This is a genomic window from Exiguobacterium sp. s143, from assembly GCF_018618895.1.
In the GTDB taxonomy this organism is placed as follows: Bacteria; Bacillota; Bacilli; order Exiguobacteriales; family Exiguobacteriaceae; genus Exiguobacterium_A; species Exiguobacterium_A abrahamii.
Map to the genome: position 1 here is coordinate 15716 of NZ_JACSMX010000001.1, position 15415 is coordinate 31130.

Genomic DNA, 15415 nt, shown 5'->3' on the forward strand with positions numbered 1-15415 from the left:
ACACGATGAAGAAGGAAGAAGTGCTGGCACACGCGATTCTCGAGCACGTCGGTGGAAAAGATAATCTCCGGCAGCTTGCGCACTGTATGACGCGGGTTCGTTTATCGCTAAAGGATCCGACGCAAGCAGATATCGATGCGTTAAAGCGGATTGATGGGGTCATGGGGGTCATCGATGATGAGACGTTACAAATCGTCGTCGGTCCGGGAACGGTCAATCGGGTAGCCGACCACTTAAGTCGCGAAACAGGACTCGCGATCGGGGAAGAGTCCGTTGATCCGAACTTGACGCCAGAAGAACGAGCTGCCGTCGAACGGCAAAAAGTAAAAGCAAAACAACAGTCACCGTTCAAACGCTTCTTGCGCCGAATCGGGAACATCTTCATTCCGCTCATTCCGGGTCTTGTTGCTTCCGGTATCATTAACGGTGGTGCGAACTTTGCTAAGAATGCGGGTGTCGATGCAACACAGACATGGATGCAGATTTTACTCTTGATCGGTGGGACGGTCTTTTTATATCTCGCAATCCTTGTCGGATGGAATACGGCGAAGGAGTTCGGCGGCACGCCGGTGCTCGGGGCGATTGCTGGTGGGATTCTATTCAACCCCGTGCTTGCGGACATCACGATTTACGGGGAACCGCTCGTTCCAGGCAGGGGCGGCTTGTTTGGTGTCATCTTCGCCGCTTGGCTGATGACCTATCTTGAGAAACACATCCGTCGCTTCATGTTCGCATCGATCGATATCATCTTTACACCACTGTTGACGGTGCTGATTGTCGGATTTGCCTCGCTCTATGCGATCATGCCGGTTGCTGGACTGCTGTCAGACGGTATCATGAAAGCAATCAATGCCGTACTTGAGGTCGGTGGACCACTCGCCGGGGCAGTACTGGCCGGCTTCTTCCTACCACTTGTCATGGTTGGTCTTCATCATGGACTTACACCAATCCATCTCGAGTTCTTGAACACGATTGGCAACACGCCACTCTTACCGATTCTTGCAATGGCAGGAGCGGGTCAAGTCGGGGCGGCAATGGCGATTTTCGTCAAGACGCGCAATCCGCGCCTGCGTAACATCATTAAAGGTGCGATTCCGGTCGGTTTCCTTGGAATCGGTGAACCGCTGTTATACGGTGTTACGTTGCCGCTCGGCCGTCCGTTCGTAACGGCATGTCTCGGCGCAGCAGTCGGTGGTGCCTTCCAAGCAACGATGAAGACGACGGCGCTTGGAGTCGGCGTATCCGGTTTATCATTGACACCGTTGATCGACAACGGAATGTATTTGACGTACATCGGTGGTCTCGTCATCTCGTACGCGGCAGGATTCCTGTTCACGTATTGGTTCGGTTTCAAAGAAGAGATGGCAGACGGTATTTAAGGTGTTGACCAGCAGTTGAATCCTTCTCAAAAGAAGGAATCAGCTGCTTTTTCTCTAAGTAGAGAAGAGAAGGAGTGAGTCGATGAAAGGATTATCAATCTATTTAAGTGAACCGATCACAGACGAGACGAGCGAGTGGCTACAGCGGATGCGCGCTGTTGGCTTTACGTCGCTCTTTACATCGCTACATATTCCCGAGGACGATTCTTCACTGTACGTCGAACGCTTGCAAGCGCTCGGTCGTTTAGCATGTGAGCTCGGATTCGAACTCGTGGCGGACATCGCACCAGCGTCGCTCGCGACGCTCGGCAAGACATGGGAAACGGCAGCGACGTTAACGGACTGGGGTGTGACAGGACTGCGTCTTGATTACGGCATCAGCCCGCAGCAAATCGCGACGTTATCGAAACAGATGATGGTCGCACTGAACGCCAGTACGTTAACAGCAGATGAATTGACGGAGATGAAGGCACACGGGCTGCGAATCGATCGAACGGAAGCGTGGCATAATTTTTATCCGCGACCGGAAACGGGACTCGACCGGACATGGTTCGACGAAAAGAATGCCTGGTTGCAGGCGCAAGGATTACGAGTTCAAGCGTTCATACCGGGTGACGGGACACTTCGTGGACCGTTGTTTGAGACGTTACCGACACTTGAAGAACACCGGCATGCGGCACCGTTCGTCAGTTACATCGACTTACAATCGACCGTTGATCGAATTCTTGTTGGGGATCCACGATTGACGGAGGCGACGATTCGGCAATTCGAAGCAGAGCAAGACGGCATCATCATCCTCCGAGCCGTGGCGAACGGACGACAGGTACAACGAGATACGGAAACGAATCGGTTTGATCCGGCGCGGGATGTCATTCGGTCCGTCGAGTCGCGAATGAAGCCGTCGACGATCGATCTAACACCGCAAGATCCGTCTGCCCGTCCGCTTGGAACGATCACGATTGATAATGAAAAATACGGGCGATACGCGGGCGAGGTTCAAATCACGAAACGTAATTTGTCGGCAGATGAGCGAGTCAACGTCATCGGACGCGTGATTGAGGCTGATCAACCATTGATCGCACGGCTTGGTCCAGGAAGTAAGTTCCGGATCGAATGGGTGACGCCATGAAGCAGCTCGTTGCGGAACGACTCGCCTATCTGTACCGAGGGGAGCTGTTCACGGTCGTCACGATTTTACCGCTGAGTTGGTTTGGTAATCGTGTCTTTCCACGACTGCAGTTATTTGAACTCAGTGCCTTTTGGATGTCACTGTTTTTGTTTGAGCTGTTGTTGATTCAAGGAGCTTGGTATTGGTACAGCAAGTCAAGGCGTCTGAAGAAGGAAGGAACGTCAGTCACCCCGGTACCCGTCGTCCGACGATTACGTCACTGTCGTGTCATCAATCTGGCTTTGATCGTTCTGACAGCGTGTGCGTTCGGAATCGATTGGATGCGTTTCCGATCCGAGCTTCCCGTCTCCGGAACACAACTTGCCTTGTTATTATATGTATTCGCAATTCTCGAATATATCAATTATTTCCATATCCAACTTATGTACGATAACCGGTCAGATGTGCAATACTTAATACGGAACAGACGTTTGAAACGATCAGCATTGAATAAGGATATGCAACGACTTCGTCAAGTAGTCTAAGGGTTCATAGAAAATAGGAGGGATTGTATGCTCGATATGCTCATTCGTGGCTATCGAAAGTTACGGAAGCTAAGAGGACGTTAATAAGTTTTGCAAAATGGATGGTATGGAGTGTGATGAAAAGTGAAACGAATTGGTTTACTCATCATGTTAAGTCTATTGATTGGAAGTGCGATGCCACTCGATGGACAGGCGAAATCGACGTCAAAGAAGGAAACGATTTGTATTGATCCAGGTCATCAAAAAAAGCAAAACTTAGCAAAAGAACCGGTCGCTCCACGTTCGAAGGTCATGAAAGTGAAAGTGAGCGCGGGGACGAGCGGAGTAAAGACGAAAATTCCAGAGTATAAACTGAATTTACAAGTCGGATTGAAATTAAAAGCTGCATTAGTGAAAAAGGGATATCAGGTACATATGACGCGAACGACACATGATGTCAACATCAGTAATGCAGAGCGTGCAAAATATTGTAATGCGAAGAAAGCTGCCTTAACCGTTCGGATTCATGCAGACGGAAGCACGGATCGAAAGGTAGAAGGAATCTCCGTCTTATATCCAGATGATCAAGTGACGAAGGCGATCAATAAGACGAGTAAAAAACAAGCAACCATCATGTTGAAGCACTTGATTGAATCGACGAAGGCGAAAAAGAGTTACGGAACTGGACTTGTTCCACGAAAAGATCTGACGGGTTTCAATTGGTCGAAGACTCCTGTTGTGTTGATTGAAATGGGCTTCATGTCAAATCGAACAGAAGATCAAAAATTAGCATCTGACAGTTATCAAAAAAAGCTCGTGAACGGGATGGTAAAAGGGATTGATGCGTCGCTAAAATAAAGAGGCAATCAATCATCAATGATTAAAAAGGGGAGAATTCGATGAAGAATACAAGTTGGTTAAACCCACCGACACGTATCGAACAGGAAACACCGTTACGTTTCATGACGGATCCGGATACGGATTTTTGGCGCAATACTCATTATCAGTTCAACCGTCTGACGGGGCATGCACTGTTGCAGGATGCTCCGGAAGGGGAGTTCAAGTGCCGGATTGAAGTAAAGTTAAATCCGAATGCGACATATGATCAGGCGGGGATTTTGCTTTATGTGAACGACGATCACTGGGTGAAGGTCTCGGCTGAGTTCATTCCGGATGGTCCATCGCATCTTGGTGCCGTCGTGACGAGCTTCGGGTACTCGGACTGGTCGTGTCGGGATGTCGACAATACGCTGTTTGATGCACCGCTTGTCTTTGAACTCCATTACCTCAATCAAGACGTCACGCTGTATCACGTGACAGGAGAGCACAAAGAGCAACTCCGAATCGCACACTTACATGATGTGACCGATTTAAAGATTGGACCGTATGCGTGTAGTCCGGATGTAGAAGCGGCAGGGTGTGAAGTGGAAGTACTAGATTTCTCATTAGAAACTATCGTTAAATAAAACGCCATAGCAAATGGACCGATGTCAGGCATCGGTCCATTTTTTGATCGTAACTAGAGATTAATCAAAACTTAGCTGCTTGTTCCGGCATCTGTCCTGTATATGACGATTGAGGTCTGAAGATCCGGTTGTCTTGCGATTGTTCGAGGATGTGTGCCGTCCAGCCGATGATACGGCTAGAGGTGAACGTCGGTGTGAACAGTTCTTTCGGAATGTCGAGTCCTTTTAAGACGGCTGCCGCGAAGAATTCAACATTCGTATACAGTTTTCTACCCGGTTTGTATTCCTCGAGTAAATCGATCGCTGTTTGCTCCATTTGTGTAATCAGGTTGAACCAATCGCTCTCTTGTGCGAGATCCTTTGAGACGACTTTCAAGGCTTCTGAACGCGGATCGCGTGTTTTGTAGACGCGGTGACCAAAGCCCATCAGTTTTTCGCCTTTCTCTAACTTGTTCCGGATCCACGGTTCGATGTTGTCGATTGTTCCGATCTCATCAATCATCTCAATGACTTCTGACGGAGCACCACCATGAAGCGGTCCTTTCATGGATCCGATCGCGGCACAGACGCCAGAAATCATTTCCGATTCCGTCGAGACGACGACACGAGAAGCGAACGTTGAAGCATTCATGCCGTGTTCAATTGTTAGGATCAGATACGCCGTCAGTGCTTTGATCTCAACTTCACTCGGCAATTGTCCTTTGATCATATAGATGTAATTCGCGACGTGATCAAGTTCCGGATTCGGTTCGATGAAGTCAGCACCTTGATTTTTTTGATATTTATAGGCAATGATTGTTGGTAAGAGTGCTGTTACGTGCATCGCTTGATCAATTGTCGGTGGCCAAGCGAAAGCGGGTGTACCAAGTGCCGAGATTGCTGTTCGCATCGTACTCATGACATCCATCTCGTTCGGCAATGTATCGAGAATCGTTTTAACGTAAGAAGGAAGTTCGCGATAACTCGTCATCTGTTCTTTGAATGTCAAAAGTTCCGATTCAGTTGGGAATTCACCATTCCAGATGAAATACGCCACTTCTTCGAATGAATAGGATAATGCGAGTTCCTTTGCCCAGTGTCCGCGATAGATAAGGTGACCTAACGTTCCATCGACTAAACCGATTTGTGTTTCAGCGGCAATGACGCCTTCGAGTCCTTTTTTGTATTCCATCTTCAACACTCCTTTTCTAATATCTACTGTCAGTATGACTTACAACGATACCAAATCACCAGTTATTTGAATGCGTTTCCAAAATTATTCTGAGGTGTTCTATAATCAAAGAAGAAATTATAATGGTTTAATAGAAAATTGTATCTACTATGACGTACATAGTTGAAGAAGGAGTACATATGAATAAAGCAATGATAATTCGCTTATTGGGATTTTTCTTTGTATTACATGTCTTTTTAATGATCGATATTTTCTTTTCAGTGAGCCGAACGATTCTTGAGCCAATGGCATTAGTCGTTGCTTCATTGACCATGCTCATTCCCGTAAAACGATTTAAGCCACTAGAAGAACAAACGCTGTCGGTTTTCAAATCGAGTATCGCTGTCCTAGTAGGAATGCTCTTGATGAGCGGATTATTCTTACCCATCGTATTCATCTTTGGATGAGTAACTATTGATAGAGATTTAACTATTGATCCGAAAATTTCACCAGGCGTTATTTAGGAATACGACGTGGAATAGACGTATTTTTGGCTTAGATGCCTGATTTGTTCGACTATGTGAGATTCTAAATGACTGGTGGAGTCAATGGTGTGATCTGCGTAAAAACGGAGTGATTTATGGCTTCCGATCATGACCGCATACTGTGCTCCTTTGAATAGCTCGATATCATTCGCGTCATTCCCAAAAGCAATGTATCCCTCGTTCTCGATACCGAGTGTTTGTAAAGCAGTCCGTTTATTGATGGTAGTCGGACTAATGTCCAATACTTGTTCCGATCCATGATAATGAACAACGACATCCATTCGAAGTAGCTCGTTTTCTAAGGCTTTCAGATTGTTGGCACTCAAAATAAGTATTTTTATGATTCGATCATGGTGAGCTAACGGAACGTTTTGTGCCGTCTTAGCCGGATCTAGATTGTTCAGGATAGGATGGTCTTGCGGTCCGTTATATGTATAATTCCAGTCACTATCGATTAAATATGTGGCTTTATGCTTGTCGAGTAATCCCGTAATAAGGGAAAGCTCACGATCGTCGAACGATTTGGACTGAACGATTGTTTGTTCCGATGCGACCAACGATCCGTTTCCGCCGATTAAGATATGGTCGTGGAATGAAGGATGAATGACGGGTAGCATGTCACGGATAGGACGTGCTGAAGCAAAAATCACACGGTGTCCGTCGTCCTCGACTGCATGAAGCGCCTGTGCGATGTCTTGAGACATCGGTTTTCCTTTAAAACAAATTGTTCCATCGAGATCAAATACAAAATTCATAAGCAACCCTCCGAAAGTCAGTTGATGTACTTATCATAACAAATATTTACAGATAACATACCAATTCTTTATTTTGAGAAAACAAAAAGACTCCAGTCAATGCTGAAGTCTAATCATTGGTACCTTATGCTAAAAACGTATCTCGCTGGTCCTGACGTTTATCAATCATGATTTGTACTGCCGGAATGTTAGCAGCCTGCAACACGTCAATCGTGTCTCGGAGAAATTCATCACTACCAACGATGTAGAACAACCCTTCCTTGTCCGCTGTCATCGCTTTGACAGCATCGTAGTAAGCGGAGCGACTCTCGACATAAGCGGGGCTAAACTGCTCGTGCGAAGGAAGCTGAGTTTTGAATAGTTCAGTGCGCGCCGAGTCGACATTCAACGAGTACATGTGCGGAATGCCACTTCTGTCAGCCTGATGTTGCAGGATGATTGGTCGAAACGTTGCCAGACCAACGCCTGCTGACAGTAAGTACACCGTACGATTTTCCCGGCGTAGCGGAACGTTCGAATGCGTCTTAAACAAAGCAATCTTCTCACCTAGTTTCAGCTGTCGAAGTGTCTCCTTAAAGACGGAACATTCCGGTTTAATCCGTGTCGTGATGCCAATCGTTCCTTCATGAGGGAGCGTCGAAATCGACATATGCCGAATCAGACTGCGGTTCGGCTTATCGCCTGCATTAAACCCTTCTAGCGCCATATGCGTATGGGCGCCTTCCTCCCAAACGAAACCATCTGGGCGTTGCAAATGAAACGTGTAAGTGTGTTCGCCTTCTTGCGTTACCTGTTCTAGTGGTAGCCAATCGATCTGCATCATTCATTCCTCATTTCTATATAAATATCAATAGACAGCAATTGGACCGTATGGACCTTCGATGATCTCAAGATGAGTCTCAAAGATCTCGGATAATAGCGCTTCATCCATGACTTCGGCAACCGTTCCGAAGGCGGCGATTTGTCCATCCTTCATCGCACAAATGTGGTCTGCGTATTTCGCAGCAAAATTGATATCGTGCAAGACGGTGATGATCGTCCGTCCGAACGTATCAGCGACGTGTCGTAGATAACCCATCATCTGGACCGAGCGGGCGATATCAAGGTTATTGAGGGGTTCGTCGAGTAGAATGTATTCTGTTTCCTGACAGAGTACCATCGCGACATATGCCCGTTGCCGCTGTCCGCCCGATAATTCATCGAGGTAGCGGTTCTCAAGCGACGTCAACTCGAGAAAATCGATGTATTTCGAGATGATCGTCTCATCGTCAGCCGTCAAGCGACCTTTTGAGTAGGGGAAACGTCCGAAGCCGACGAGCTGCCGGACTGTCAGCCGGGTTACGAAATGATTTTCCTGCCGCAGGATGGTGATGATCTTCGCTAAGTCTTTCGATTTGCTACTCGTGACATCCATGCCAGCGACTTCGATCTGCCCGGCATCGAGATCAAGCAAACGACCGATCATCATTAATGTCGTCGACTTCCCGGCACCGTTTGGACCAATCAACGCCGTGAATCCACCTTTTGGAATCGTTAAGTCGATTGGACCGATCCGGACCTCATCCGTATACGATTTTTTAACGCGTTCGAGTGATATCATAGGGACCTCTTTCTAAGCAACACGACAAGGAAAATCAGACCGCCGAACAGTTCGATGATGACGGAGACGACGCTTGGCGTGTTGAAAATGTGATACATGAAGAAATAGGCAGTCGTCAAAACGAAGAAACCAATCGCGAATGCCATCGGGAAGACGTATTTGTGATCATACGTCGCAGCGACCTGATAACTAAGTGTCGCGACTAAAAAGCCGAAGAACGTCAACGGTCCAATCAATGCCGTCGACATCGACATCAGGAGTGAAATCAGAATCAAGAAGTAGATGACACTGCCACGATGATTGACGCCGAACGATGTCGCGACCTCTTTTCCAAGCGCGACGACGTTGAGTCGTCTTGACGAGAAGAAGAGCAACAGACCGACGATGAGGACGACCGGAATGACGATCGGGAAGTAAGCCGCGTCGGCATTCGTAACCGAACCGAATAATCGTGCTTGTAAGATATCGAACTCGGACGGTGCGAGCATCTTTCGCATGAATGACGACAGCGAGTTCAGACCAGTGCCGAGAATGATTCCGACGAGCAACATCAGCTGCAGGTTCGCGTATTTTCCGGATAAGAGCCATCCGTATAATAAGAGACTCATCGCGAGCATGATCGCGACCTGTGTCAAAAAAGCGCTCGTGCCGGTAAAGCCGACGAGTGCTCCCGCACCGAAGAAGAAGATCATCGATGTCTGGATCGTCGAGTAGAGAGCGTCAAAACCAAGCAGGGATGGTGTGATGATTCGGTTGCTCGTAACCGAATGAAAGGCGACGGTCGCAAGACTTTGACAAATTGCTGCAATCGCCATCGTGATGACTGCGGTGATCCGGCGTTCGACGACCGGCCAAAAGGACGGAGAATCAAACGGAACCGGATTATTGTAGAGCAAGAGACCGATCGTACTGAGCACTCCGCCGCTGAGGAACAGGATGAGGAGAATCCAGTAGCGGCGCTCGAGTCGTTTCGACTGAAACGCAGACGCCCGGCGATTGGTTTCACGTGTAACGCTCGGTTGAATTCGTGTATGTTCTTGTTGTTTGATTGCGGTACTCATCTGACACCTCCAGTCTTCCGTCGACGTAACAGAATGATGATGAAGACGGCTGCCCCGACCGTTCCGAGAATCAAGGAGACCGGTAGTTCAAACGGACGGATGATCGTGCGTGAAATCAAATCACTGATTAGAATCGTCGCCATCCCAATCAGACAGACCCACGGCAGATTACTACGGAGATCGTCACCGCGAAACATCGAGACGATGTTCGGAACGATCAAGCCGAGGAAGGGCAGATTGCCGATGACGGTCGCGACGACACCGACTGATAGGGCGATCAGCCCGGTCGCGATCAGCATCAGTCGATTGTAGTTGACGCCAAGACTCGTCGCGACGTCTTCGCCGAGTCCGACGAGCGTCAAGCGACTCGCAAGAAAGAAGATACAGACTGTGACACCGATGATGATCCAGAGGTATTCGTAGCGACCGATCTGGACGGATGCGAACGAGCCGACGAACCAGCCTTCGATCGCCTGGCTGGCACGGAAAAACAACCCGAGGAACGTCGAAATCGCGGAGATGACAGCTCCGAGCATCAGACCGATGATCGGGACGATCAACGATGAACGCAGTCGGACCGAACGGAGAAACCAGAAGAAGACCATCGTCCCGATGAACGCAAAAAGAATAGCACCGCTCATCCGCATCATCAATGACGGTGCCGGAACGAGTAAGTAAACGGCTAACAGTCCGAGTCCCGCCCATTCGATCGTTCCCGTCGTCGTCGGTTCAACGAGCCGATTTTGCGTGATCAGTTGCATGACGAGTCCAGCCATTGCCATCGCAGCACCCGTCAGCATCAAGGCGAGTGTCCGCGGAACACGTGTGATCCAGAACATATCGAAATCGTTCGCTGCACTCCGTAGTTCGTAGACGCCCGTGAAGAGGGAAGCCGCTGCGAGCGCTAAGACGAGACATAAGGTCAAGACGAACGGCTTCGTCCAAACGACAGAAAAGGAAGGTCGAGCGGGTGGCTCAACTCTTCCATTCATTTGTTGCTGTGCGTGTGCCATTACTTCGCAAGTGCTTTCGCGATATCGTTGAAGAATTCCGAGTAAGTCTGGATCGATTCATTCAAGTACGTATCTTTTGGTGCGTAGACAATATTGTCGTCTTTGATTGCTTTTGTTTTCTGCAGGGCAGGCGCGCGGTCGATGACGTCTTGCGCCGGTACGGCACCTTCAGCGTTTCCAAGTGGTGCGTCGCGGTCAAGGACGAGTAACCAGTCCGGGTTACTTTGAGCGATTGCTTCGACCGAGACTTCATCACCTTGGTCGTTGCCCGATTTTTGTTTGACTTCGAGTGCTGGTTTCCAGTCGAACAAATCATACATCGGTCCGAAGACACGTCCACTCATCGGAGCCGAGAATCCGATATCGCCGCCCGAGACGATGACCGACATGACGCTGTCCTGTCCGTTATACGATTTTTTAACGTCTTTGATCGATTGCTCAAGCGTTGTCACGAGCTGGTCCGCTTCTTGTTTTTTATCGAAGATTTGTCCGAGTGTCTCAGTCGTATCTTCAAGTCCTTTGACGAGTAACTCACCTGGCGTACCGGAGTCTTCCGGTAAAGTGATGTCAAGGTCGATGACAGCAGCGTTCGGAACGAGTTTTTTGATGTCTTCATAATGATCAGCGAAACGTTGTCCGACGATGACAACGTCCGGATTAACACCAGCGATTGCTTCGAGATTCGGTTCGAAGTGCATGCCGACATCGACGATATCCTTATCTTTCGCATACGGTGACTCAGCCGGGAGCAGTCCGACTGGTGCTGCTGCAAGTTCGACGTCCCATGCGGCAAGTGTTTCGAATGTCCGGTTGTCGAGTGCGACGACCTTCTTCGGATCAACCGGGACGTTGACCGTTCCGTGAGCGTCCTTGATTTTGACCGTCTTCGGTGCTTCCGCGTCCTTCTTTGTGTCTGCTTCTCCTGCGTTCCCGCATGCCGCCAGTAAGACAGCAAGCGAACTCACGACGAGTGGTGTTTTCCATTTCCCCATGATGATTCAGCTCCTCTTGTTTAATTTGATAACGCATAAATCACGGATTAAGTAGCAGATGGATTATGTAGTTCTATCTGAGTCATCTGCTCTCAATAAGTGATAATGATTATCATTGTCATGTTCACCGAGAATGATAGCAGACGATTTTAGAAGACGCAACGCTCATTTCCAGCCAAATGGCTGTCCGAATTTTTACCTTCTATAAACTATACGAAAATAAAAAAATGATAATCTTTCTCATTTAGGACTAGAAATAGGACCATCGAACGCTTTTTACAAAAACAGGTTTAAACGATAGTCAAAAGAGAAAGTGGTAATAAATGTAACCTTTTCGTTTTTCAAATCAGAGACGCTACAGAAGATGACTTCGAAATGAGGTGCTGTATGAATCAACCATTTGAAGACTTGAAGATGTATCAAAATTTTGATGAATTGGCAGATGATGTTCTCGATTTCGCAAAAGAGATTCTACCGGACCAGATGCTGTATTTATCAGCGATCGAAGCAGGACAACAACGGATGTTGAAGATCACGAACGATAAAGCAGATATCCCGATGGTGGAAGGCATGCAGATTGAACTGAACCAATCGTTATGTAAGCTGATTGATTTCGAGACGAGACAGCCGGTCGTGCTCGAAGATATTCCGAACGCGGAACAACTCGGCGACTGGCGAAAGGGCTTGGAGGAGGCTCACGTCCGCTCCTATCTAGGTATTCCAATCGTCTTGACGAGCGGGGAGACGTTCGGCACATTATGTGCAATCAATAATCGGGTCAGCTTGTATGAACAGAAGAATGTTCAGCTATTGCAACGGATCGTCCGACTCTTCTTGTACTATTTGGAGCTTGAGCGTCATGCTTGGAAGGACGCGTTGACAGGACTGCACAATCGGCGGTACTTAACGAAGCAGTTCGAGGAGCATCCCGGGCAGACAGGAGCCGTCTTCTTCCTTGATCTCGATGGCTTTAAGCAGGTCAACGATGTCTATGGACACGAGACGGGGGACATCGTCCTGCAAGAAGTCGCGCGACGCTTGCGACAATTCGTCCGCGAACAGGACGACGCGGTGGCCGTGCGATTAGGCGGTGATGAATTTATCCTCCATTTCGGTCATTCGGATTCGAGGGAAGGGTGGGAACGACTCGCAGAGCAGGTCGTCACTGCGTTAAGTGAGTGGGAAACGGACTACCGCGTGTCGACGAGTATCGGGATCGTGATGTATGACACCGCGTTTCGTCCAGAGTTGCAAGCATTGTTACAACAGGCGGATGTTGCACTATATGCCGCTAAGTCGTCGGGAAAGAATACGTATCAGTTCTATGAGATGGCGAAGAAATGAACGAATATCAAAAGACCTGACGCTTCTGAATCCCTTCAGAAACGATCAGGTCTTTTAGTTGCCATGAAGACGGTAGACGATCCGAATGATGTCCTTTTTTGGAAGCTCAGGGTATTTAAGGCATAACGTCTCGACGCAAGTCACGGGATCTTCATTCTCTAACAAGCGTATGGCGTCCTTTACGACTGGATCATGTGGTTCGGTGACTTCGGAAGCTTTAACAGTGGCGTCGCTCGATTGATGAATCAGGTAAAACAATAGCGTGTGTACAGATACGAGCACGACTTTTGTCGCAAGCGAGATTGTAATGGACTCCACGTAGAGATCCATCCAGAGTAAGACGCTCAAACTGACGGAACCGTTCACGACAGCAAACAGTATGTCCGAGAAACGACGCTTAAACAGTCCGCCAAGCGCACGCATCATCCCGTCAAAGACGACGCTGACGACCAGGCTAGCGAGATAGAAACATACGAGAAACACCAGACAACCAACGAACGAATCGTAGGACACATCTCCGACGTAGAAAATCAGTCCATCGATCATCAGTAAAGGGAGCACTAAGAGCAGACTGAGCAACACAAGCGAGACGGAGGAAACCAGTCGTGACATCCTATCATCCTTTCCGTGCAAATGATTTCGTTAAACAAGAAACGCAGCATCCAAACTAGGATACCGCTTAACACAGCTGATTACAATTATTAACAAAAAAGAAGCGTACACAGAATGTTACTCAGTTATGCGTGGAAATCCTGTCAAAAAGCGTCTTTAGGTCCAGTTAACATCTGGATTATCCATTGACAATCCTTACCTTTCCCTCTTACAATTGAAAATGATTATCAATACAAGTTGGGAGTTCTGCCTACCATGAACGTTAACCGTAAAAAATTACTGATTTCTACTGTCTCGATCCTGTCTTTGACATCATTATTGATCGGCTGCTCGAACCCGGGCGAGTCGACAGGAGAGCGAAAAGATAAAGATACATTGACGCTCGCGTGGCCACGCGACGTCGGAACGATGAACCCGCACGTCTACAACCCATCACAACTGTTCGCACAGTCGATGATCTATGAGCCACTCGTCCACTACGGAGAAGGTGGAAAGCTCGAGCCATACTTAGCCTCGTCTTGGAAGATTTCTGAAGACGGAAAAACGTATACGTTCACGCTCCGTGACGGCGTCAAGTTCTCGGACGGTTCGACGTTCGACGCAGCGATCGTCAAAAAGAACTTTGACGCGATCCTCAAACAAAAAGCCTTACATAGCTGGCTTGGCTTCATCACGAAAATCGAGAAGACAGAAGCCGTTGATGCGAAGACGTTCCGCCTGACATTATCCGAAGCGTACTACCCGACGATTCAGGAACTCGCGGTCGTCCGCCCGGTCCGTTTCCTCGGAGAAGCGGGATTCCCTGAAAACGGAGATACGTCGAAGGGTGTCAAAAAGGAAGTCGGGACAGGTCCATGGATGCTCGACGAATACAAACCGGATCAGTATGCGACGTTTAAGGTCAATAAGAACTACTGGGGTCCGAAACCGAACATCGATCACATTAAGGTCGACATCGTCCCGGATGCGGAGACACGTGTCTTAGCACTCGAAAAAGGACAAGTTGATCTGATTTACGGTGAAGGGGCGATCAGCATCGATGCCTTCAACCAGTTGAAGACGGATAAATCCTACAAGACAGAGATGTCCGAACCAGTCGCGACGCGTCTTCTCGTCTTGAATACGAAAAATAAGCGTCTGTCTGACGAACGCGTCCGCCAGGCGCTCCAGCACGGGTTTGATAAAGCCGCTCTCGTCGAAGGGATCACGTCGGGAATAGAAGCACCAGCTGACTACCTATTGCCACCGAACATGCCGTACACGTCGAACCTGAAAGTGAAGCAACGGGATTATGACGTCAAGGAAGCGAATCGTCTCCTAGATGAAGCAGGTTGGAAACTGCCGAAAGGTGAAAAGGTCCGCGTCAAGAATGGTCAGCCGCTGCAAATCGGGATGATGTATGATGCGGCAGAACAGGTCCAAAAGGCAATGGCCGAGACGTTACAATCGGAATGGTCGAAAATCGGCGTCGAGCTGAAGACGGAAGCTGTCGAATTACCGGATCAAGTCCAGCGCTTCAAAGACAACCGATTTGACATCAACTTCTACAGCAACTTCGGTGCACCGTATGATCCGCATACGTTCGTGAACCTGATTGATACGGATGGCTTCGGCTTCAAAGAAGCGATTTCGGCTTATCCGAATAAAGAACAACTGTTGCAAGAGATCAAAGATGTCTTGAAGACGACAGACGAGACGAAGCGTCAGAAGATGTACGCCGACATTCTGCCATCTCTCCAAGATCAAGGGGCATTGATTCCGATCTCGTACTTGAAGAAGATGGCGGTCTATCAGTCGGACGTGACGAACTTCCAGTTCCCGGCTAACCGGGATGAGAGTCCATTTGCCCGAATCGGAATTAAGTAA

The 15415-nt window shown here is 48.3% G+C and carries 16 protein-coding genes; 8 read left to right on the forward strand and 8 right to left on the reverse strand.

Going from position 1 to position 15415, the window contains the following annotated elements:
• Positions 1-5: 5 nt before the first annotated feature.
• From KNQ03_RS00115 to KNQ03_RS00135, 5 genes are all read left to right on the forward strand, one after another.
• Entirely contained in the window at positions 6-1379 is a 1374-nt protein-coding gene (locus tag KNQ03_RS00115) for a PTS transporter subunit EIIC (protein ID WP_214722846.1), read from the forward strand.
• An 82-nt stretch (positions 1380-1461) separates the two neighbouring features.
• Positions 1462-2508 carry a DUF871 domain-containing protein gene (locus KNQ03_RS00120; RefSeq protein ID WP_214722848.1) on the forward strand — a complete coding sequence of 349 codons (1047 nt, stop codon included), beginning with the start codon at positions 1462-1464 and terminating at the stop codon, positions 2506-2508.
• Positions 2505-3032, forward strand: coding sequence for a general stress protein (locus KNQ03_RS00125; protein WP_214722850.1), 528 nt, complete (start codon positions 2505-2507; stop codon positions 3030-3032). Before KNQ03_RS00120 ends, KNQ03_RS00125 begins: the two co-directional genes overlap by 4 nt.
• Positions 3033-3155: 123 nt before the next feature.
• Entirely contained in the window at positions 3156-3869 is a 714-nt protein-coding gene (locus tag KNQ03_RS00130) for an N-acetylmuramoyl-L-alanine amidase (protein ID WP_371743227.1), read from the forward strand.
• 41 nt (positions 3870-3910) lie between these two features.
• On the forward strand, positions 3911-4477 hold the full coding sequence (locus tag KNQ03_RS00135) for a DUF1349 domain-containing protein (protein WP_195865294.1): 567 nt from the start codon (positions 3911-3913) through the stop codon (positions 4475-4477).
• Positions 4478-4541: 64 nt separating this feature from the next.
• Here the strand turns inward: KNQ03_RS00135 and KNQ03_RS00140 are convergent, their stop codons facing one another.
• Positions 4542-5648, reverse strand: coding sequence for a citrate synthase/methylcitrate synthase (locus KNQ03_RS00140; protein ID WP_214722853.1), 1107 nt, complete (start codon positions 5646-5648; stop codon positions 4542-4544).
• 179 nt (positions 5649-5827) lie between these two features.
• Between KNQ03_RS00140 and KNQ03_RS00145 the strand changes: the two genes are divergently transcribed.
• Positions 5828-6094: a hypothetical protein gene (locus KNQ03_RS00145; protein ID WP_214722855.1), complete on the forward strand. Its 267-nt coding sequence runs from the start codon at positions 5828-5830 to the stop codon at positions 6092-6094.
• Between the two features lie 53 nt (positions 6095-6147).
• On the opposite strand, the gene KNQ03_RS00150 is transcribed toward KNQ03_RS00145, so the two are convergent.
• The 6 genes from KNQ03_RS00150 to KNQ03_RS00175 form a co-directional block, all read right to left on the reverse strand.
• On the reverse strand, positions 6148-6927 hold the full coding sequence (locus KNQ03_RS00150; RefSeq protein WP_214722857.1) for an HAD-IIB family hydrolase: 780 nt from the start codon (positions 6925-6927) through the stop codon (positions 6148-6150).
• Between the two features lie 124 nt (positions 6928-7051).
• Positions 7052-7747: an FAD-dependent oxidoreductase gene (locus KNQ03_RS00155; protein ID WP_214722859.1), complete on the reverse strand. Its 696-nt coding sequence runs from the start codon at positions 7745-7747 to the stop codon at positions 7052-7054.
• A 27-nt stretch (positions 7748-7774) separates the two neighbouring features.
• Positions 7775-8527: an iron ABC transporter ATP-binding protein gene (locus KNQ03_RS00160; protein ID WP_214722862.1), complete on the reverse strand. Its 753-nt coding sequence runs from the start codon at positions 8525-8527 to the stop codon at positions 7775-7777.
• Positions 8524-9588 carry an iron chelate uptake ABC transporter family permease subunit gene (locus KNQ03_RS00165; protein ID WP_214722864.1) on the reverse strand — a complete coding sequence of 355 codons (1065 nt, stop codon included), beginning with the start codon at positions 9586-9588 and terminating at the stop codon, positions 8524-8526. The genes KNQ03_RS00160 and KNQ03_RS00165 overlap by 4 nt, the downstream gene beginning before the upstream one ends.
• Positions 9585-10580, reverse strand: a complete 996-nt coding sequence (locus tag KNQ03_RS00170; protein WP_214724252.1) for an ABC transporter permease — start codon at positions 10578-10580, stop codon at positions 9585-9587. The genes KNQ03_RS00165 and KNQ03_RS00170 overlap by 4 nt, the downstream gene beginning before the upstream one ends.
• 20 nt (positions 10581-10600) lie before the next feature.
• A complete protein-coding gene (locus tag KNQ03_RS00175; RefSeq protein ID WP_029341428.1) occupies positions 10601-11593 on the reverse strand; it encodes a siderophore ABC transporter substrate-binding protein in 993 nt (330 codons plus the stop codon).
• Positions 11594-11980: 387 nt separating this feature from the next.
• On the opposite strand from KNQ03_RS00175, the gene KNQ03_RS00180 reads away from it, so the two are divergent.
• The gene (locus KNQ03_RS00180) at positions 11981-12937 is read left to right on the forward strand and encodes a sensor domain-containing diguanylate cyclase (RefSeq protein WP_214722867.1); all 957 of its coding nucleotides are present in this window, start codon (positions 11981-11983) and stop codon (positions 12935-12937) included.
• A 54-nt stretch (positions 12938-12991) separates the two neighbouring features.
• Here KNQ03_RS00180 and KNQ03_RS00185 read toward each other — a convergent pair whose 3' ends face one another.
• Entirely contained in the window at positions 12992-13549 is a 558-nt protein-coding gene (locus tag KNQ03_RS00185) for a hypothetical protein (protein ID WP_214722869.1), read from the reverse strand.
• Positions 13550-13804: 255 nt separating this feature from the next.
• On the opposite strand from KNQ03_RS00185, the gene nikA reads away from it, so the two are divergent.
• Positions 13805-15415, forward strand: coding sequence for a nickel ABC transporter substrate-binding protein (gene nikA / locus KNQ03_RS00190; protein ID WP_214722871.1), 1611 nt, complete (start codon positions 13805-13807; stop codon positions 15413-15415).

Coding starts and splice junctions, on each gene's coding strand:
- KNQ03_RS00185 (WP_214722869.1), bottom strand. CDS start 13,549: ATGTCACGACTGGTTTCCTCCGTCTCGCTTGTGTTGCTCAGTCTGCTC.
- KNQ03_RS00125 (WP_214722850.1), top strand. CDS start 2,505: ATGAAGCAGCTCGTTGCGGAACGACTCGCCTATCTGTACCGAGGGGAG.
- KNQ03_RS00140 (WP_214722853.1), bottom strand. CDS start 5,648: ATGGAATACAAAAAAGGACTCGAAGGCGTCATTGCCGCTGAAACACAA.
- KNQ03_RS00120 (WP_214722848.1), top strand. CDS start 1,462: ATGAAAGGATTATCAATCTATTTAAGTGAACCGATCACAGACGAGACG.
- KNQ03_RS00165 (WP_214722864.1), bottom strand. CDS start 9,588: ATGAGTACCGCAATCAAACAACAAGAACATACACGAATTCAACCGAGC.
- KNQ03_RS00135 (WP_195865294.1), top strand. CDS start 3,911: ATGAAGAATACAAGTTGGTTAAACCCACCGACACGTATCGAACAGGAA.
- KNQ03_RS00115 (WP_214722846.1), top strand. CDS start 6: ATGAAGAAGGAAGAAGTGCTGGCACACGCGATTCTCGAGCACGTCGGT.
- KNQ03_RS00145 (WP_214722855.1), top strand. CDS start 5,828: ATGAATAAAGCAATGATAATTCGCTTATTGGGATTTTTCTTTGTATTA.
- KNQ03_RS00170 (WP_214724252.1), bottom strand. CDS start 10,580: ATGAATGGAAGAGTTGAGCCACCCGCTCGACCTTCCTTTTCTGTCGTT.
- KNQ03_RS00160 (WP_214722862.1), bottom strand. CDS start 8,527: ATGATATCACTCGAACGCGTTAAAAAATCGTATACGGATGAGGTCCGG.
- KNQ03_RS00175 (WP_029341428.1), bottom strand. CDS start 11,593: ATGGGGAAATGGAAAACACCACTCGTCGTGAGTTCGCTTGCTGTCTTA.
- nikA (WP_214722871.1), top strand. CDS start 13,805: ATGAACGTTAACCGTAAAAAATTACTGATTTCTACTGTCTCGATCCTG.
- KNQ03_RS00150 (WP_214722857.1), bottom strand. CDS start 6,927: ATGAATTTTGTATTTGATCTCGATGGAACAATTTGTTTTAAAGGAAAA.
- KNQ03_RS00180 (WP_214722867.1), top strand. CDS start 11,981: ATGAATCAACCATTTGAAGACTTGAAGATGTATCAAAATTTTGATGAA.
- KNQ03_RS00155 (WP_214722859.1), bottom strand. CDS start 7,747: ATGCAGATCGATTGGCTACCACTAGAACAGGTAACGCAAGAAGGCGAA.